Here is an 18,880-nt window from a genome sequence, read left to right on the forward strand (position 1 = left end):
TCAGCCCCTTGTTTTCACCCCTGCTGGTTGCTGCCCTACGGCCTGGATTTGCACGCGCGCGCCCCTATATAGCGGCGCGCGCGCTGTTTTTGCTTTTTCTCCCACTCCTTTCCCACCTATTCAATGAATAAACTTCTATGGTCCTTAGCCCTGCCCGGCCTTGCGCTGGCGCAGCCGGCCCTGGCCCAGCAGACGCGCACCATCACCGGCACGGTGACGGCCACCTCGGACCGCACGCCCCTGCCGGGGGTAAACGTGGTCGTGAAGGGCGGCACCACCGGCACGCAAACGGGCTCCGACGGCCGGTTTTCGCTGCAGGTGCCGGCCGGCGCTACGCTGGTCTTCAGCTTCATCGGCTACAACCCCGTGGAGCGCCCCGTGGGCGATAACGCTACCCTGGACGTGGCGCTGGACGCCAACACCACCCAGCTGCAGGAAGTCAAAATCACGACGGCCTACGGCATCCAGCAGGAGCGCCGCCAGATCAACTACGGCGCCCAGCAGGTTACCGCCAAGGACATCATCGAGTCGCGCCAGCCCAACATCGTGAATGCGCTGCAGGGTAAGGTGGCGGGCGTGCAGGTGACCAGCTCGGGCGGGGCGCCCGGCGAAGGCGCGTCCATCGTCATCCGGGGCGGCAACTCGCTCGACGGCGACAACCAGCCGCTGTTCGTGATTGACGGCATCATCATGGACAACTCCTCGTTCGTGGAGTCGACGGCGCCCGGCGGGGGTTCCGGCTTCAACGGCATTCTGGGCCGTTCGGTGGCCTCGCCCAACCGCGCCTCCGACATCAACCCGGAGGACATCGAAAGTATGACGGTGCTCAAGGGCCCGGCCGCTGCGGCCCTTTACGGCCTGCGCGCCGCCAACGGCGCCGTCATCATCACCACCAAGAAGGGCAAGGCGGGCACGGTGAGCGTGGATTTCCGCACCCAGTACTCGGTGGACGAGGTGAGCCGCCTGCCCAAGCTGCAGAACGTGTACAAGCAGGGCACCAACGGCATCTTCGACCCGACCACGCGCCTGTCGTGGGGGCCGCAGTTTGCGCCCGGCGAGCAGGTGTACGACAACCTCGGCAACTTCTACCAGACGGGCCGCTCGGTGCAGAACTACCTGACCATTTCGGGCGGTACCGAGAAAGGCTCTTTGCTGCTCTCGGCCTCGCACCTGGATCAGGTGGGCGTGGTGCCCAACTCCGACTTCGACAAGGCCACGGTGCGCCTGGCGGGCACGCTACAGATTTCGCCGAAGCTGCGCGCCCAGGGCTCGGCCCAGTACCTGAACTCCGGCGGCCGCCGCGGCCTGCAGGGACCGGGCCTGTTTGGCGGCTCGGGCGGCTACTTCGTGAGCCTGCTCACCTGGCCGCGCAACGACGACGCGCGCAACTTCCTGAACCCCGACGGCACGCGCCGCCGCCTCAACACGCTGGTGGGCACGCAGGACGCCGACAACCCGTATTTCACGGTGGAGCGCAACCCGGTGACGGACCGCACCAACCGCATCATCGGCAACGCGCAGCTGAGCTACGACCCGTTCAAGTGGCTTACGCTGAGCTACAACCTGGGCACCGACGTGTACACCGAGCAGGTACGCTCGGTCCGCGCCATCGGCACCTCGCAGCCCAGCAACCAGGACGGCGGCATTTCGGAAACGACCACGCTCAGCCGCCTGATGAACTCCAACTTCACGGCGCTGTTCAGCCACTCGTTCAGCGAGAACATCAGCGGCACGCTGCTGCTGGGCAACACCGTGGAGCAGGGCCGGCGCGAGGCCACCGACATCATCGGCCTGATTTTCCGCTCGCCTAATTTCCCCTCCATCAACAACACGGTGAACCGCGGTGCGCTGACTACCAACTCGCTGCGGCGCCTGGTGGGCAACTTCGCCCGCATCAACCTGGACCTGTTCCGGCAGGTGACGCTGGAGGCCAGCGCCCGCTACGACATGTCGTCGACGCTGCCGCGGCCCGATAAGAACAAGAACTACGGCCGGGGCTTCCTCTACGGCTCGGCCACGGCCGGCTACGAGTTTACCCGCACCCTGGGCCTCGACAACAACCCCATTCTGAACTACGGCAAGCTGCGCTTGGCCGTGGCCGAGGTGGGCAAGGACACGGGGCCCTACCGCGTGGAGTCGCCGCTGGCGCAGAGCACCTACATCGGCCAGGGCTTCCGCCTGGGCTTCTTCGGCTCGAACGCGCAGCTGAAACCCGAACGCACCCGCTCCTACGAAGTGGGCCTGGACCTGCAGTTTCTGCGGGGCCGCGTGGGCCTCGACGCGGGCTACTACTACGCCGAAACCCGCGACCAGCTCATCGCCCCGCGCGTGAGCCAGGCCTCGGGCTTCATCCTGCAGTACATCAACGGCGGCACGGTGGTCAACCGCGGCGTGGAAATCGCGCTGTCGGGCAAGCCCGTGGTGCTGGACAACGGCTTCACGTGGGAGGTGCTGGCCAACTTCTACCACAACGAGAACCGCGCCAAGAAGCTGCCCAGCTTCCTGACGGAGGTAAACCAATCGGACTCCTGGGTGATTGACGTGGCCCGCGGCAGCGCCTTCCCCAACCGCCCGATCAGTTCCATCGGCGTCATCGACTACCAGCGCGTCACGGATACGAACTCGCCGGACTTCGGCAAGGTCATCGTCAGCCCGACGACCGGCCTGCCCTCCGTGGTGGCGGGCACCTTCGTGTACGCCGGCGACCGGGCCCCCGACTTCACCACCCAGGTAACGAACACGGTAAGCTACAAAGGCCTCTCCCTGGCCTTCCTGCTGGACTTCCGCAAGGGCGGCAAGGTGGTGAACGGCAACGAGTGGGTAACCGTGCGTAACGGCCTGAGCGAGAAAACCCTGGACCGCTACAACACCGCCGTCATCGACGGGGTGGTGCGCAACCCCGACGGCACCTACGCGCCCAACACGCGTCCGGTGGAACTGTCGCAGGGCTACTTCGTGAACACGCTGGCCGGCACGGGCTGGGCTTTCGTGGAAGACGGCTCCTGGACGCGCCTGCGCTACGCGACCCTCTCCTACCGCCTGCCGCAGACGCTGCTGGGCTCCTCGTTCGTGAAGGGCGTGGAGCTGAGCGTGACCGGCCGCAACCTGCTGCTGTTCACCAAGTACTCGGGCGCCGATCCGGAAACCTCGTCGGCCGGTGCCGGCGTGCGCGGCGGCGGCTCGGGCGGCTTCGACTACGGCAGCACCCCCGCTACGCGCGGCGTGGACATGGCCCTGCGCCTGAATTTTTAATAAATGGTCTGATGGCTAACTGGTCGAATGGCTGATTGCTTCTGAACTTATTTGGAACCGCCAGCCATTTAGCCACGCAACCATTTAGCAATTCAATCCGATGAAAAAATACCTTCTCCTTCTGGGCTTGCTCGTGGGTGGCGGGGCGCTGACGTCGTGCGAGAAATTCCTCGACGTGAACACCGACCCGAACAACCCGGTCAGCTCGACGCCCAACTTCCTGCTCCCCGGCGGCATTTCGCAGGCCTTCCAGCAGCAGATGTTTACTTCGCTGACGACGGCCTACATCACCCAGTACGTGGTACGCCGCGCCCCCGCGGCCAGCACCGATCAGTACTTCTTCACGACGGGCAACAGCACCAACACGTTCAACTACCTGTACTTCTACGCGGCCGGCAACCTGCGCGCGGCCATTGCGGCGGCCCAGCAGGAAGGCTCGCCGCACTACGTGGGCGCTTCCAAGATTACGCTGGCCATGGGCCTGGCCCACGCCACCGACATGCTCGGCGACATTCCGTACTCGGAAGCCTGGCAGGGCGCGGCCAACTACACGCCCAAATACGACCCGCAGGAGCAGGTGTACCAGACCATCTTCCAACTGCTCGACGAAGGCATTGCGGAGCTGCAGAAGCCGGCTTCGGCCAACCTGCGCCCCCTGTACGTGACCGTGCCCAGCCCCAGCGGCGACATTCTCTACAAGGGCGACGTGCAGAAGTGGATCCGGCTGGCCAACTCGCTGAAGGCCCGCCAGCTCAACCACCTGACCAAAAAGGCCAATTACAACCCGCAGGCCGTGTTGGCGGCCGTGGACGCGGGCTTCCAGAGCTCGGCCGACGACGCGCAGCTGCAGTACGAAGTGGCCGTGCCGCCTGTATCGGGCAGCACCAACATCTTCGGCACCACTCGCGCCAACTTCGCCACCGGCACGTTCTCGCTGAACCTGCTGCGCTACCTGAACGGCAGCATCGCCAACGCGACCTACCCCGGCGTGGTGGACCCGCGTCTGCCCGTCATGGCCACGCCCACCAGCGCCGGCACCAACCCCGGCGTATCGGGCGGCACCCTGATCGGCGGAGCCGCCGACTTCTACTATAGCTGGTACGCCCGCGACCTGGGCTACTTCGAGGCCATTACTTACCACGAGCTCAAGTTCATCGAGGCGGAGGCCGCGCTGAAAGCCGGCAACCGCAACCGCGCCTTCACGGCTTACCGCCAGGGCATCGAGGCCCACATCCGCAAGATCAGCGGCGGCGGCACCTTCGCTTCGCAGGGCATCACGGCCACCTTCCCGCTCATCACGCAGGGCCAGATCGACGCGTACCTGAGCAGCGCGGCCGTGGCCCAGTCGGCCGCCGATCTGACGGAGAAGCGCATCATGGAGCAGAAGTACATTGCCATGTTCCTGAACCCGGAGTCGTGGTCGGACCTGCGCCGCTACGATTTCCGCTCGGACATCTACGTGAACTTCGCCTACCCCGTGGGCGCCAACCCCATCCTGAACCCGACGCCCACCGACCCGGCTTCGCGCAAGTTCCCGCGCCGCCTGGCGCCGCCGCAAACCGAAACCCTCTACAACCCGCAGGCCGTGGACGCGGCCGGTGGCAACCGGCCGGACTACGTGACCATCCCGGTGTGGTGGGACCAGCAGTAAGCTGCGGTATTCTTCTTTTCTCCCTGATTGTACTTCCCATGAAAATATTTCCCAACCTGCGCGCCGGCGCCCTGCTGCTGGCTGCCGCCGGCCTCACGCTCGCGGCCTGCGAAGATGAGCTGGAGCCGCCCTACGAGGTAAAGGACGAGGGCGGCTTTGCCACCATCGGCGCCCAGCCCAGCGGCTTGCAAACCAAGTACGCCCCCGGCGAAACCGTACCCATCGTGGTGGGCTACAACGCCGCCGACGGGGTGCGCAGCATCACCGTGTTTCACGTCATCAACCGCGCCGACTCGGCCGTGGTCAGCACAGTGGCCCCCGGCGGCGCCATTGGGGCCACCTCCGGCCTGACGGAGCAGGTGGTCAACTACGTAGTGCCCAGCAACCTGGCCAACAAAACGCCGGTGCGCGTGGACGTGACCACCACTTACGAGAACGGCGCCACGCGCCTGCGCCGCTTCACGTACAACGTGGCCGCCGCGCCCACGCTGCGCTTCGGCACCCTGACTTCGCCCACGACCATCACCACGTTCCGCAACAACCTGGCGGCCACGGCGCAGACCGAAGGCGACATTGTGGGCTACAACCTGGTGATTAACGAGGGCGGCATTGCCACCGTGCCCACCACCCCCACGACCTCCACGCTCTTCAAAAACGTGGACAGCCTCACCACCTTCTACCGCATCGGTACCGGCGCGCCGGTTCGCATCGGGGTGGTGCGCAACCCGAGCACCGGGGCCGCCAACGCCCGCACCGTGGACGCGACGATTCCGGCTGGCTCGCGCGGGCAGGCCGTGACGTTCCTGTTCACGGCCTACGCCGGGCCGTATTTCGTGACGGCCACCGCCGCGCCCATCACCGTGGCCGCTCCTTCGGCCCTGGCCCGCACGCGCACCGGCCGCGTCACGGCTGGCTCGGGCGCTCCGCAGGACTCTTCGTCCTACGACCTGCGCCTGGGCGCCAACGTGCTGAACAGCGCCGCCGCTACCACCAAGGACGTCTTCGCCAGCATCGCGTCGACCACCACGGGCGCGGCCGCCGTTGGCATCAAGGCCGAAAACACTACGGTGTACTACCGCATTCCGGCCGCGCTGGCCGCCACGGGCTACTTCGACAACGCCACGGCCAACGCCGTGGGCACGCTGATGTACCAGAATGCCTCTTCGCTGACCGGCAACCCGGGCATCGTGGCCGCGAACGACGTTTTCGCGGTGCGGGTGCGTGGTGCCGAGCCCATGCTGCTGCGGGTGCGCGGCGTCCGCACGAGCACGGCCGGCTCTACGGCCCGTGTCACGTTCGACTACCGCGCGCTGTAAGCTGCGCTTTACCTAAAAAAGGCCGCCTGGAAGCTCCGGGCGGCCTTTTTTATGTTGATGGGTTTGCGCCGTATACTGGCGGCTGGCTTGCGGAAGCCGTCATCGGCCGCTGCTCTGGTCTGCGCCTGACGCCACGGTTAGCATTTGGGGCAAGCAGCCACAGAAGCCGCACCGCAGCGCCGGTTGCGCGCTGCGGCGCGGGCTAGCGGCCGAACAGCCGCCCGAAGAAGCCGCGCTTCTTCTTGGCTTTGGTCTTGATGACGTTGTTGCCGACGGTGGTTTTGACCTTGGTGACGCCGGGTTTCTCCTTCACTTCCGTTTGCGCGGGCAGGGTCACGATGGGCTGGCCAGCCGGGTCGGGTGTGGCCGTGATGGGCGTGGCCGGCGCCTCGGCGCGGGCCACCACGGGGCCAGCCACCGAGCCGATGGTCGTCACGCGCAGCGGGCCGCTTTCGTTGTGCAGGCGGTCGAGGGCGGTGAGGTAGTAGGCGTACTCGGTGCCGAAGCGGGCGGTAGTGTCCACGAAGGCCTCGGTGCTGCGCTTGCGGCTCGGCTGAATGGCCAGGATGTGGCGCGGGTCGTCGGGCGTGGGCTGCTCGCCGCGGGCAAAGCGGTAAATGACGTAGGCCGCGGCCGAGTCGCCGTCGGCGGCGGCCGGGCCGGCCTGCCACACCAGCGTGACGGGCCCGCCGCCGCGCGTGAGGGTCAGCATCTGCGGGGCGCGGGGCGGCACGGCGTCCTTCCAGGGCATGGTCGGGAGCAGGGCCGGGTAGCGAAACAGGTTTTCGCGCAGCGAATCGGTGGTTTTCAGCCCGTTCGTCAGCAAGGACTTCGAGGAGAAAAACACGCTGCCGCTGATGTCCTGCGGGTACGAGCGGTTCAGGCGTACCTGCCGCGGCAGCTCGCGCGGGTTGCGCCAGGTCGTGTCCGACTTGGTGCTTTCCATCATCCGGTAGGCGCCCTGCCCGATGTAGAGGTGGCGGTCGAAGCGGTTGCGGCTCCACCACTCCAGCAGGGTGGCGTAGGAGGCGGCGCGGAAGTTGGTGCTCCAGTAGAGCTGGGGCAGCACGTAATCCACCCAGCCCTGGCGCAGCCACTCGCGCGCATCGGCGTAGAGGCCCGCGTGGCCCTGGAAGGCGCGCGTATCGGAGCCCTCGGGGTGCTCGTTGCTGTTCATCCACACGCCGAAGGGCGAAATGCCGAACTTCACCCAGTGCTTCTCGGCGTCGATGGAGTCGTGCACCTGTTGCACCAGCTGGTTCACGTTGCGGCGGCGCCAATCGGGCAGGCTCAACTGCTGGTCGTTGTAGCGGGCGTAGGCCTGCTCGTCGTGGATGGTTTGCTTGGCCTCGGGGTACGGGTAGAAGTAGTCGTCGAAGTGCACCCCGTCGATGTCGTAGCGGCGCACCACGTCCATGATGACCTGGGTGATGTAGGCGCGTACCTCGGGCAGGCCGGGGTTGTAGAGCAGCTTGCCGGAGTAGCGCAGAAACCACTCGGGGTGGCGGTGGTACGGGTGCTGGGGCGCCAGCCGGGCCGTCACCGAGTCGGTGCTGGCCCGGTACGGGTTAAACCAGGCGTGAAACTCCATGCCCCGCTTGTGGGCCTCGTCGACGAGGAAGGGCAGCGGGTCCCAGCCCGGCGCCTTGCCCTGCTGGCCAGTGAGCCACTTGCTCCAGGGCTCCAGGCTGCTCTGGTAAAAGGCATCCGAAGCCGGCCGCACCTGCACAAACACCGCGTTGATGCCGGTGCGCTGCTGCGCGTCGAGCATGCGCGTGTACTCGCGGCGTTGCTGCTCGGGCGTGAGGTTGCGCCGGCTGGGCCAGTCGATGTTCTCGACGGTGGCAATCCAGACGCCGCGCAGTTCCCGCTTGGGCGGCGGCGAGGGAATGGGCGTGGTAATGACCGCGCCCTTGAAGGGTTTGGCGGGCAGGGTGGCGGCCGCAGGCTGGGCCCAGGCCCCCACGGAAATCAGCAGCGCCCCGAGGGCACTCAACAGCAAACGACAACGCATCAACAAGACTCCGGCGGCGACTCCGGCCCCCGGTCCGAGCTGACCGGCGGCGGTTCGCCCGCTGCAAATTACGCAGTTCGGCGGCGACGACGCTACGGCCGCAGCGCGGCGAAGGGCAAGTCCAGCAGCGGAAACTTCTCCCACCCCTGGTGGTCGAAGTGCCACCACTCGGCCGCGTAGTTCTGAAAGCCGTGGCGGTGCAGGGCCGTGCGCAGGGCCGCGCGCCGCTCCACCACCTCGGCCGGCAGCTGCTGGTAGTCGGCGTGGGCGGCGGGCGTCATGGCATCGAACTCGGTGGGCATGGGCAGGTCGCGGCCGGTGCGCAGGTCCACCAGCCCCACGTCGACGGAGCAGCCGCGGTTGTGGCGCGAGCCGCGGGTGGGCGGGGCGGCGTACGTCTGGTCGGGCATGGCTTCGTAGAGGCGCACCGTGGCCGTGTAGGGGCGGTAGGCGTCGTACACTTTCAGCCCGTAGCCGAGCTTGGCCAGCTCCTGCTGGGCGCGGCGCAGGTCCTCGGCTACTGGTCGGCGCAGAAAAGCGGCCGCCTCGGGGTAAATGGCCTTGCCCACGAGGTTATCGGCCGTGGCGTAGCGGATATCGAGGCGGATACCGGGAATGAAAGTGGCCAGATCCACCAGCTCGTGCGCGGGGTGGCGGCTGACCTGCCGGCGGTACTGGGCCACATCGGTGACGACGTCGGGGCCGCCGGGCGGGTCGGATGAAACCGGGGCAAGCATGTGGGAAAGGGCGAGGAGAAGCGGCAGCATGGGTGGGAAAAGAGGGGGTGGCACAGCGTAAGTATAGCAGGAGCGCCGGGATGCCAACGCCTTGCGCGCGAAATATCTACGGCGTAGCTCGCTCGTGGGTGGCCGACCAGTACGCCCGCACCTGCGCCGTGCGCCGGGGTGTACGGCGGTCCAGCTCGTACTGGTACACCAGCTGCCCAAGCCGCCGCAGAAACGGCAGGCCCACCGCGTCGTAGTCGTACGCGTCGTCGTTGAGCACCTCGTCCCGGTTGCAGTACATCACGGCGGACAGCATAAACTCCACCCCGCGCACCGAGTCGACGATGCAGGCGTTGTCGATGAGAAAGCCGTAGGCCTGCCCGATCTTGTTGTAGATACGCACCCCCTCGGGTAGCGCCGCCGCCGGGCCGCCCACGAGCAGGAACTTGGCGTAGTTGTCGGGGTACTGCCGGGCGTCGTAGCGCGGGTAGCGGCTCAGGCGCGGCGGCAGGCTCAGGTACTTGCGCAGAAAAGCGTAGTCGTCTTCGCTTAGCTCGAAGCGTTGCGCGGCGGGCACAAACGCCGGGAACAGCAGGGCCCGCAGTACCCGCTGCTGCTCGTCGAGGGGAAAGAAGCTTTTGTCGTGAAAGCGCATGGGTTCCGCCACGCGCCGGCCGCCGCTCAGGTAAGCCTGCCCGACGCGGCTGTCGGGGGCGGCCAGGGGCGGCAGCGGCCGGTCGTTGTGGGCGGGCGGCTGCCGGTACAGCACCGATTGCCAGCTGGTGTCGGCAAAAAACGTCACCGGATTGGTGTGCCGCGAGCCGGGCTCCCGGTCGCCCACCGCCAGACGGTGAATGATGCGGGTGCGCGACAGGCCTGCCTGCTGCAGGCTGGTGTGCAGCTCGTGCTGCCCCACGTACTCGTAGAGCCGGTTGAAAGCATCGTTGTCACTGACCAGCAGCACCTTGCGCACGTACTGCCCGAGCGTGGCGCCGGCGCCTGGGGCGGTGGAGTCGGCCACGACGCGCGTTTGGCCGGCGAAGGCGGAGTCGATGCGCAGCGGCGTTTCGCGGGTTACCAGGGGCATGCCGCGGCTGCGGGCCACCAGACTGCCATGCCGCTGGCGTAGCTTCTGCAGCGCCACGGCCGCTGTGGGCAGCTTCACCGTGCTGGCCGGGTAAAAATACTCCTCGGGCTTCAGCCGGTAGGGGTAAGATTTGAACGTCGGCCGGCCCTGCGCGTCGCGCCGGATCTGGGTGTAGATGATCTGCAGGCGGTGCGCGTCGGCCTCGGCCAGCACTTGGCGCACCACGGCGGTGGTGTCGCGGCGCAGCAGTTTACGCAGCGGGTTACCGGGCTGGGCCACCGCGCCGCCGGCCGCGGTCAGAATCAGAAGGGGGCTTAACGCCAGAAACCGGTTCATCAGGCCGGAAGATACTTCCTGGCACCGATGAACCGGTTTCGCTCCGCGAATAAGCGCGCGGCTACTTCGCGTCGCGGTTGTCAGCGTCCTCGATGGTGCCGCCGTCGTTGGCGGAGCTGCGCGAGAGGGAGCCGTTGGCGTAGTAATCCGACTCGCCCTTGGGCTGGCTCTGGTTCTGCTTTTTCTCCGAATCCTGGCCGCCGCCTTGGTTGCGCTGATCGGCCGAGGGCTGCCCGCCGCGGTTGCTGCTGCCCTTGGCGTTCTGGCCAGCGGCCGGCTGCTCGTTGCGGTTGTCGCGGTCGTTGCCGTGGTTGCCGCCGTGCTGGCCGTGGGTACCGCGGCTGTCCTCGGAGCTGCCGATGCTGCTCGGGCTGGCGTTGCCCACGTGCTTCTGCTCGCTGCGGTTCACGTTGCCGTCGGGGCTGGTTTTATCAATGGGAGCCTGCCCCGGCGCTGCCTGGCGGTTGGCGTTCGGGTTGTTTTGGTTGTTGCTCATGGCTGGGGTGGGTGAAGCAGGAAGAAGTAGGAACTAGTAGGAGCTGCCTGCGGCGCTTAGTCGGTGGCGTTGTCGTTGCGCCGCAGCTGCTTGGCTTCGTCGCGCACCTGCGAGCCGGCGCTGGCCTGGCCTTGCTCCTTGTCCTGCTGTTTGGTGTCGTCCTGGGCGTCCTTCTTCAGCGGAAACTGGTTCTGGCCGCTGTTGGCCACGCCTACTTTGTCGGCGCCGCTGCTTTCCTGATTGGTCGAGTTGCCTTGTCCTTTGTTCATGGCGGTATTTTGGTTAGGGTAGGAAGGGTGCATTGAAGAGGTGAAGCACTGAAGGCCAGAATGCCAGAACGGCACTGCCCACGCGCGCCCTTACAGCCCGGGCACCTGGCCGGGCTGGCCCGCCGAGGTGCCGGTGCCGGCCGAGGCGGTGCTGCCGCCCACGTCGCCTTCGGCGGCGTTGCCGGGCTGGTCGTACTGCGTGCCACGGCTTACGCTGTGGCCTTTGGTCGCGCGGCCGCCCACGTTGCCGCCGCTGCCGGAATTATCGTCGGCGTTTTCGCCGGTCTGCACGTTCATTCGGTCGCCCATGCCGAAGCGGCCCTGCGGGTCGCGCTCCTGCTCGCTGGAGGGCTGGCCCGATGCAGTGGCCTTGGCCTCGTACTCCCGACCGGCGGGGCGGGCGTTGGTTTCCTGGTTGAAAGGTTCTTGCTGAACCGGGTCCTGTTCCATGGAGGTCGGTGGTTGGGTGAGTAGGTAGTCATGGCTATACGGCAGGCCGACCGTCCGGTTTGTACAGCCGAGCTTGCCAAGTTGGCGGTTTCCAGCCCCTTGGCAGGCTTGTGGCGGGGTGCGCTGGCATGGAACCTGGTTCGCCCCTGGCCGAGGCCTTTGCCCGCAAAACCGACGCGGAGCTGCTCTACCTGACGCAGCACCCGCAGGCCTTTGCGCCGGTGCTGGTGACGGCCGCCTGGGCCGAGCTGCACCGCCGCGGCCAGGTGCCCGCGCCCGAGCCGGCCGCGCCGCCGGCCGCGCCCAGCCGCGTGCCCGGCCTGGGCAGCGTGGCCGTCACGCTCGGCCTGACTGGTCTGAACGTGCTGGTGTTTCTGCTCATGGTAGCCGGCGGCGCCGACGTGCTGCACCCCGCCGGCCGCGACCTGATTGCCTGGGGCTCCAACTTCTCGCCCCTGACCCTGCACGGGCAGTGGTGGCGGCTGCTAACGGCCTGCGCCCTGCACGGCGGGCTGGCCCACCTGCTGCTGAACGCCTACGCGCTGCTGGTCATCGGGGCACTGCTGGAGCCGCTGCTGGGACGGCCGCGCCTGCTGCTGGCCTACGTGCTTAGCGGGGTGGGCGGCAGCCTGGCTAGCCTGTGGTGGCACACGGGCGGCGTCAACAGCGTCGGGGCCTCGGGAGCTATTTTCGGGCTCTACGGGGTCATGCTCACGCTCACCGCCACCAACGCCGCCCGGCTGAGCCGCCCGGCCCGCGCGGCCCTGTTCGTGCACACACTCTACATCGTGGGAGCCAACTTCGCCACCGGCCTCACTCCGGGCATCGACCACGCCGCCCACGTGGGCGGGCTGCTGGCGGGGGCGCTGCTGGCCTGGCCGCTGGGGCGCAGCCTGCCGCGGCGGCACCCCACCCAATGATGTGATTGACTTCAAAGTCCTTAGCCCGCACCTTTGCACTGCAGGTATCCCAATGGCCCGCCGGGCCATTGGTAGCCTTTGTCCTTTCCGTTCTCACCGTTCTAACCCGCACCAAGCTTATGAAACGACTACTGCTACCCTTGCTGACGTTACTGCTGCCGGCGCTGCCGAGCCTGGCCCAGACCGTTCCCAACGGCGGCTTCGAAAACTGGACCACGAGCGGCGCCACCGAGTCGCCCACCGGCTGGCTGACCATGGACCAGGCCCTGGTGGGCCAGGGCCTGCCCTTCCAGCTGAACTTCGTCACCAAGTCGACGGACCGGCAGGCGGGCAGCTTTGCCGCCAAGCTGGAAAGCCGCACCATCCCCATCCCCATCCCGATTCCGGGCCTCGGGGGCTACCTCCCGAGCATCATGCTCATCGGCAACAACCTGGACCTGGACGACGCCGAAGCTGCGGGTGGGGTGCCGTTCACCAGCCGGCCGGGCAGCGTGCGATTCTGGTACAAGCTCACGCTGGCCCCCAACGACACGGCCGGTGCCTTTGCCGGGCTGGTGCGCGGACCGCGCGCCACGCAGCAAACCATTGGGGCGGGCGCCCTGGAACTGACGCCGAGCACCACGTTCCGGCAGGCGGCTTTCAACATCGAGTACAACCCCGGCACGCTGGCGCCCGACACGCTGCGCATGGGCTTTGTGGTGGGCACGGGCAACGCCGCCGCGTCTTCCTCGCTCATTGTCGACGAAATCACCTTCGGCTCGCGCGTGCTGTCCAGCAAGGCCGCGCGCCAGCTGGCCACTTCGCTGAGCGTGTACCCCAACCCCAGCAGCACCGGCGAGTTTGCCCTGGCCTCGCTCGACCACCCGGCCGTGGCTACCGCCCCGCTGACCGTGACCGACGCGCTGGGCCGCACCGTGCTACGCGCCGAGGCCGTAGCCGCGCGCTTCAGCAACGGCCGCTCCCTGGACTTGCACCATCAGCCGCCCGGCGTGTATACGCTACGCCTCGAAACGCCCGAGGGCCCGGTGACGCGCCGCCTGATCATTCGCTAAGCCCAGCTGCCTAGCTAATTTACCGCCGCCCGGGCCGCTGGTCCGGGCGGTTTTCGTTTGTGCCGAAGCCGCCCCGCCCACTGCCACCGCGGCACTGCCCAATCCTGGACGCGGGTCAGCCCGTACCTTGCAGGCACCACCCAACCGCTGCCGCCATGCCCGCTGCCTCGTCCGCCGATCTTTCCCCGCAAGTGCCGCGCTGGCGGCGGGCCGCCGGGGCGCTGCGCCGCGTGGCGGCCGCGCCGTTTACCGGCCTGGAGGCCCTGCTCCAAACCGGCCGCAGCTACCGCCATTTTCTGCTGCCAGCGCTGAACGGGGCTTTCGGCGACCAGCTGGCAGCGCGCGGCGACCAGCGCGCCATCCGCTTTTCGTTTCGCCGCCACGATGCGGACGTGGCCGCCGTCGACCTGCACCTGACCGACGGCCCGCGCCGCACCGTGGTGTTTGTGCACGGGCTCATGGGCGACGAGCACATCTGGCAAACCGGCCCCGCCGGGCTGCTGCGCTACGGCCCGCGCCTGGCCCAGGACCTGCCGGACGTGCGCTGCCTGTACGTGCGCTACAACACCGGCCTGCACATTTCCGAGAACGGCCGCGCGCTGCACCAATTGCTCACCCAGCTCGTGCAGGCCTGGCCCGACGCCATCACCGACCTCACGCTGGTGGGCCACTCCATGGGCGGGCTGGTGATTCGCTCGGCCGGCTATTACGCGCAGCTAGAGGACAGCCTGAGTAAGGGCGAGGCAACAGCACACGCCGGAACCGAGCAGGACCCTTCGGCCGAAGCGCCGGGAGCTGCTTCCGCCGCGAACCGGACCGACGACGGGCAGGAGCTGGTGCCGGCTTTCGGAGCCGCGAACCGGGCACCGTGGCTGGCGCACCTGCGGCAGGTATTCCTGCTGGGCGTGCCCAACGAAGGCTCCTTTCTGGAACAGAACAGCTTTCTGACGGCGCTTGCGCTGCGCCGCTTCGACCTGCGACTGGCCCGCCTGCTAGCCGATACCATCGACCGGCGCAGCCACGGCATCCGCGACCTGCGCCACGCCCGCCTCGTGGACGAAGACTGGCTCAACCCGCACGCCGACGACCTGGTGCCGCCGCGCACGCCCGTGCCGCCCTTGCCGGGCGTACAATACCACGTGCTGGGCGCCTCGCTGCTCAAAAACGCGGAATCGACGCTGGCCCGGTACTTCGGCGACGGGCTCGTGGGGGGCGGCTCGGCCACCGGCAGCGTGTTCCGGCGCAGCACCCAGGTGCACGCGCGCATCTTCCCGCGGCAGCACCACGGCACCCTGCTGGCCGACCTCGACGTGTACGAGTACATCCGAACGCAGCTGACCGTCGACGGCGCTTAAGCCGCCCTTACCGCGTTTCGCGCAGGGCCTGGGTTACCTCGTAGCGGGTAATCTGGTGCGGGTAGTTGGCGTAGTAGGCGTTGTCCTCGTTGATTCCGTAGCCCCTCTGCAGGTAGTCCAGGGCCTGCTGCAGGTGTTGCCGGCCCGCCACGGCGCGGCCCAGACGCTGCTGCACCAGCGCTTGGTAGTAGTGCGCGTCGGGAAACTGCGGGTAAGCGCGCAGGCAGGCCGCCAGGTACGTTTCGGCCTGGGCGTAGCGCTGCATCTCGTAGTGGAGCACGCCTTGGTAAAACCGCGTATTAAAGTGCACTTCGTGGCGGGTATCGCCGCGCTGCTGGCTGGCCACGTCCCGCTCCAAGGCCGCCACGGCCGCCGGATAATTGGCCAGCTCCAGGTGGCATAGACCGCGGTAAAACCAGTAGGTATGATCCATTTGGTAGCCGCCCGGCACGAGTTGCTCGGCACGCTCGAAGTCGGCCAGGGCGCCCGCGTAATCCTTGGTGAAGATGCACTTCAGGAAGCCCCGGTAGGCCGTCCAGGTCTTGGGGTCGAGGCGCACGGCCTGGTCTTCCAGCGGAAAGGCCCGGGCGTAGTCGCCGTTTTTGAGGTACGGAATGGCTTTTTCGCGGTAGGCTTCCGCGATGTTGGGGCACACGGCAATTAGGCTGTCGCAGTACTTGCCCCAGTTCGGGTGGTTGTAGCCGAAGCGCTGGGCGCCGTGCTCCAGGTACTTCGTCACGAGGCTGTCGCGGTAGCGGGGCTCGGTGCAGGGGTCGGGCACGGCGGCGGCGCGCGGTGCGGTTTGCCCCTGGCAGCTGCCCAGGCTCAGCAGTAGCAGGCTAAGGCAACACAGCCACAATTTGTCCATCGGAGAGCTTAAAGCTGAAAACCATGATGTAATTGACGGCCTGCCCGCCCCGGGGAGTGGCCACCGGCCACTCGCGCAAGGAGCGCACAAATGCGTACAGCGCTTCCACCAGCGCCGGCTCGAAGTGCGTGGGCCGGTAGCCGGCATCCGTCTGCAGCACCTGCACGCGCGGCTGGGGCTGGCCTTCGCAGTCGACCACAAACCGGAAGGTGACGTAGCCGCTGCCGGTGGATCGGGCGGCGCTGGCGCGGCCGCCCAGATGGGCCCGCACCTGCGCCAGCAGCGTGGCCGAGCTGCGCGGGTACTTCACCTGAGCGCTGTAGTAGTACGGGTACGCCGCCGGGCACTTCGGATTCGGACGCGACGTGGTGTCCATGTACTCGCCCGAGGGCAGCACAAACCGCTGCCCCAGCACCGGCCCGCTCATCGCCGCCCCACCCACCAGCAGGGCCGCGCGCCAGAATGTTCTCATCGTGCATAGTTACGCCGCCGAATTCTGACTGTCAATAAATAAACCGGGCTGCGTCGCTCTGCCCAGCAGAAACAACGCAGCCCGGTCGGCAAGCCCCTATCGTACGCTTAGCTCAGGCGGATCATCAGCTCGCGGAAGTTGCTGGGCACCGTCAGCTGGGGCAGTTCTTGGCCACCGTTGGCCGAGGGCAGCAGGCGCACCTCCAGGGATGCGCCATCGGCCGTGGCGGCAAGCTGCTCGATTGGCAGGGCCGGCAGGCCGTGCAGTACCACGCGGTAGCTGGTCCAGCTCGGGGCCAATTCGCCTTCGGTCTGCTGCACCACTTTCAGGCTCATCACGGTGCCCGTTACGGTGTACTGGCGCACGGTGTACTGGCCTTGCTGGTAGCCGTAGCCGTCGCCGCCGTCGTCGTAGAGGGTGCTGGCTTCTTCGCCTTCGAGGTAGTACACGTGCAGCGTGAGCTCCTCCACGGGCCGCTCGTCGGTGTACTGCATCAGCGGGCGCGTGGGAATCACGGCGCCGGCGCGCACGTACACCGGAATGCGGTCGAGGGCGGCGGGGGCCCACACTTCGGCCGCGCCTTCCTTGGGCTCGTCGGTCCACCAGTAGTACCACTGGCCCTTGGGCAAGTACATCCAGCGGCCGTCGGCGCCGGCCTGGGTGATGGGGCACACCAGCAGGTGGTCGCCCACCCCGAACTCGGCCATGCGCTGGTAGGTTTGCGCGTCGGTCTGGTCGAGGAAGGCCAAGGGACGCAGCATGGGCGTGCCGTGCTGGGTGTACTGCCAGAAAGCGGTGTAAATAACCGGCAGCAGGCGGTAGCGCAGCTCGATGAAGTGACGCGCCAGCTCGGCAAATTCCTCGCCAAACGACCAGGGCTCCTGGTCGCCGTGGTCGCCGGAGCTGTGGGTGCGGAAGAAGGGGTGGAAGGCCGCCAGCGCCACCCAGCGCACGTACAGCTCGCCGTCGGGGGTGTTGATGAAGCCGCCCACGTCGGAGCCGATAAAGGAGAAGCCCGAAATGCTCAGGCGCTGGCACTGGATGTTGGCCAGCCACAGGTGCTCCCACGAAGCGATGTTGTCGCCGGTCCAGCCCGAGGAGTAGCGCTGCCCGCCCGCGTAGGTGCTGCGGGTGATGGTGAAGGGCCGGTTCGGGTAGCTGAAGCGCTTCACGCCCTCGTTGGTGGCGCGGGCCATCTGCATGCCGTACACGTTGTGGGCCTTTTTGTGCGAGGCCGGGTGGCCGTCGTAGTCAAAGCGCACGTCGTCGGGGAAAGTGCCCTTCTCGAACACGGCCGGCTCGTTCATGTCGTTCCACACCCCGCGCACGCCCACGTCCTGGATCAGGCCCTTGAACAGCCCGGCCCACCACTCGCGCACCGTGGGGCGGGTGAAGTCGGGGAAGTGGCAGAGGCCGGGCCACACCGAGCCCTTCATCAGCGGGCCGTCGGCGCGGCGGCAGAAGTAGTCGTTTTCGAAGCCCTCCTGCCACACCGGGTAGTGCGGGTCGATTTTGATGCCCGGGTCGATGATGACGATGGTCTTGAAGCCGTCCTGGGCCAGCTCGCGCACCATCTTCTCGGGCTCGGGGAAGTGCTCCGGGCTCCAGGTGAAGCAGCGGTAGCCGTCCATGTAGTCGATGTCGAGGTAGAGGGCGTCGCAGGGAATCTGGCGGCGGCGGAACTCCGCCCCGATGCCGCGGAACAGCTGTTCGGGGTAGTAGCTCCACTTGCACTGGTGGTAGCCCAGGGCCCAGAGCGGGGGCAGCTCGGGCGTGCCGGTGAGGCACTTGGTGTAGGCCTGGGTGACTTCGGTGAGCGTAGGGCCGTAGATGAAGTAGAAGTTCATCTCGCCGCCGTGAGCCCAGAAGGAGGTCACGTCGGCGCGCTCGGCGGCGAAGTCAAAGTAGCTCTTAAACGAGTTGTCGAAGAAGATGCCGTAGGCCTGCTTCTGGTGCAGGGCCAGGAAGAAGGGAATGTTCTTGTAGAGCGGATCGGAGCCCTTTTCGTAGCCGTAGGTGTCGGAGCCCCAGTTGCAGAAGCGCTGCCCGCGCAGGTTCATGTTGGCGGGCTTGTCGCCGAGGCCGAAGTAGTGCACGCCGGGCTGCACCTGCTGGCTCATCTTCACGATGTCGTTGCCCGATTCCCACTCGTACTCCCAGTGGAAGCCTTTTTCGTACTCGCAGAGCACGATGCCCGAGCGGTTGAGCAGGCGTACGTGCAGGCCCTCCTTGCCGATGATGCAGATGACGCGCCCGGTGGTGAGGCGGTAGTGGTCGTCCTTCTCCACGAACTCCAGCATGCTCAGCGCCTGCCGCGGCGGGGCGCCGCCCTCGAAGGCGTAGCTGAAGTCGGGCGCGAAGTGGCCGTCGGTACCGTAGCGGAAGCGCAGGATTTTGTCGCTGATGACCTGCACCAGCAGCACCACGCCGTTGGCGCAGCTAAAACGGAAGTCGGCCGTACCCGGTACGACTTCGGCGCGGATGACCTGGCCAGGAAAAAACTCCTGCTTGGCCCGCTGGGCCAGGTCGTTGATCATGTAGTTGTTTTCCTGAATCGTCGACTCGTTCATGAGTTCAGGGCGGCGGTAACGCGAAGTGAAAAAAACCTCCGCCGGGC

15 protein-coding genes are annotated in these 18,880 nt (G+C 67.2%); 6 read left to right on the plus strand and 9 right to left on the minus strand.

Annotated elements, in window-relative coordinates:
• Window positions 1-123: 123 nt before the first annotated feature.
• The 3 genes from ACYVKQ_RS22535 to ACYVKQ_RS22545 all read left to right on the plus strand — a co-directional run bounded on the left by ACYVKQ_RS22535 (window position 124) and on the right by ACYVKQ_RS22545 (window position 6,219).
• Window positions 124-3,252 carry a SusC/RagA family TonB-linked outer membrane protein gene (locus tag ACYVKQ_RS22535; RefSeq protein WP_460677631.1) on the plus strand — a complete coding sequence of 1,043 codons (3,129 nt, stop codon included), beginning with the start codon at window positions 124-126 and terminating at the stop codon, window positions 3,250-3,252.
• 100 nt (window positions 3,253-3,352) lie between these two features.
• Complete coding sequence (locus ACYVKQ_RS22540; protein ID WP_460677632.1) at window positions 3,353-4,903, plus strand: SusD/RagB family nutrient-binding outer membrane lipoprotein; 1,551 nt, start codon at window positions 3,353-3,355, stop codon at window positions 4,901-4,903.
• A gap of 38 nt (window positions 4,904-4,941) precedes the next feature.
• Window positions 4,942-6,219 carry a hypothetical protein gene (locus ACYVKQ_RS22545; protein WP_460677633.1) on the plus strand — a complete coding sequence of 426 codons (1,278 nt, stop codon included), beginning with the start codon at window positions 4,942-4,944 and terminating at the stop codon, window positions 6,217-6,219.
• A 202-nt stretch (window positions 6,220-6,421) separates the two neighbouring features.
• Here ACYVKQ_RS22545 and ACYVKQ_RS22550 read toward each other — a convergent pair whose 3' ends face one another.
• The 6 genes from ACYVKQ_RS22550 to ACYVKQ_RS22575 all read right to left on the minus strand — a co-directional run bounded on the left by ACYVKQ_RS22550 (window position 6,422) and on the right by ACYVKQ_RS22575 (window position 11,596).
• Window positions 6,422-8,233, minus strand: coding sequence for a glycoside hydrolase family 10 protein (locus tag ACYVKQ_RS22550; RefSeq protein WP_460677634.1), 1,812 nt, complete (start codon window positions 8,231-8,233; stop codon window positions 6,422-6,424).
• 92 nt (window positions 8,234-8,325) lie between these two features.
• The gene (locus ACYVKQ_RS22555) at window positions 8,326-9,000 is read right to left on the minus strand and encodes a M15 family metallopeptidase (protein ID WP_460677635.1); all 675 of its coding nucleotides are present in this window, start codon (window positions 8,998-9,000) and stop codon (window positions 8,326-8,328) included.
• A gap of 76 nt (window positions 9,001-9,076) precedes the next feature.
• Window positions 9,077-10,381 (minus strand): serine hydrolase, encoded by a 1,305-nt coding sequence (locus ACYVKQ_RS22560; RefSeq protein WP_460677636.1) that lies wholly within the window; start codon window positions 10,379-10,381, stop codon window positions 9,077-9,079.
• A gap of 61 nt (window positions 10,382-10,442) precedes the next feature.
• On the minus strand, window positions 10,443-10,877 hold the full coding sequence (locus ACYVKQ_RS22565) for a hypothetical protein (RefSeq protein ID WP_460677637.1): 435 nt from the start codon (window positions 10,875-10,877) through the stop codon (window positions 10,443-10,445).
• Between the two features lie 56 nt (window positions 10,878-10,933).
• Window positions 10,934-11,146, minus strand: a complete 213-nt coding sequence (locus ACYVKQ_RS22570) for a hypothetical protein (protein WP_460677638.1) — start codon at window positions 11,144-11,146, stop codon at window positions 10,934-10,936.
• Window positions 11,147-11,236: 90 nt separating this feature from the next.
• Complete coding sequence (locus tag ACYVKQ_RS22575) at window positions 11,237-11,596, minus strand: hypothetical protein (protein WP_460677639.1); 360 nt, start codon at window positions 11,594-11,596, stop codon at window positions 11,237-11,239.
• A 128-nt stretch (window positions 11,597-11,724) separates the two neighbouring features.
• On the opposite strand from ACYVKQ_RS22575, the gene ACYVKQ_RS22580 reads away from it, so the two are divergent.
• The 3 genes from ACYVKQ_RS22580 (at window position 11,725) to ACYVKQ_RS22590 (ending at window position 14,923) form a co-directional block, all read left to right on the plus strand.
• Entirely contained in the window at window positions 11,725-12,516 is a 792-nt protein-coding gene (locus ACYVKQ_RS22580) for a rhomboid family intramembrane serine protease (RefSeq protein WP_460677640.1), read from the plus strand.
• A gap of 119 nt (window positions 12,517-12,635) precedes the next feature.
• Window positions 12,636-13,568 (plus strand): T9SS type A sorting domain-containing protein, encoded by a 933-nt coding sequence (locus tag ACYVKQ_RS22585; protein ID WP_460677641.1) that lies wholly within the window; start codon window positions 12,636-12,638, stop codon window positions 13,566-13,568.
• A gap of 155 nt (window positions 13,569-13,723) precedes the next feature.
• Window positions 13,724-14,923: an esterase/lipase family protein gene (locus tag ACYVKQ_RS22590; protein WP_460677642.1), complete on the plus strand. Its 1,200-nt coding sequence runs from the start codon at window positions 13,724-13,726 to the stop codon at window positions 14,921-14,923.
• Between the two features lie 7 nt (window positions 14,924-14,930).
• Here the strand turns inward: ACYVKQ_RS22590 and ACYVKQ_RS22595 are convergent, their stop codons facing one another.
• The 3 genes from ACYVKQ_RS22595 to ACYVKQ_RS22605 all read right to left on the minus strand — a co-directional run bounded on the left by ACYVKQ_RS22595 (window position 14,931) and on the right by ACYVKQ_RS22605 (window position 18,833).
• Window positions 14,931-15,791, minus strand: coding sequence for a tetratricopeptide repeat protein (locus tag ACYVKQ_RS22595; RefSeq protein WP_460677643.1), 861 nt, complete (start codon window positions 15,789-15,791; stop codon window positions 14,931-14,933).
• Window positions 15,763-16,263, minus strand: coding sequence for a hypothetical protein (locus ACYVKQ_RS22600; RefSeq protein ID WP_460677644.1), 501 nt, complete (start codon window positions 16,261-16,263; stop codon window positions 15,763-15,765). Before ACYVKQ_RS22600 ends, ACYVKQ_RS22595 begins: the two co-directional genes overlap by 29 nt.
• Window positions 16,264-16,370: 107 nt before the next feature.
• Window positions 16,371-18,833: a glycoside hydrolase family 31 protein gene (locus ACYVKQ_RS22605; RefSeq protein WP_460677645.1), complete on the minus strand. Its 2,463-nt coding sequence runs from the start codon at window positions 18,831-18,833 to the stop codon at window positions 16,371-16,373.
• Window positions 18,834-18,880: the final 47 nt, after the last annotated feature.

This window comes from Hymenobacter coalescens (assembly GCF_054783195.1).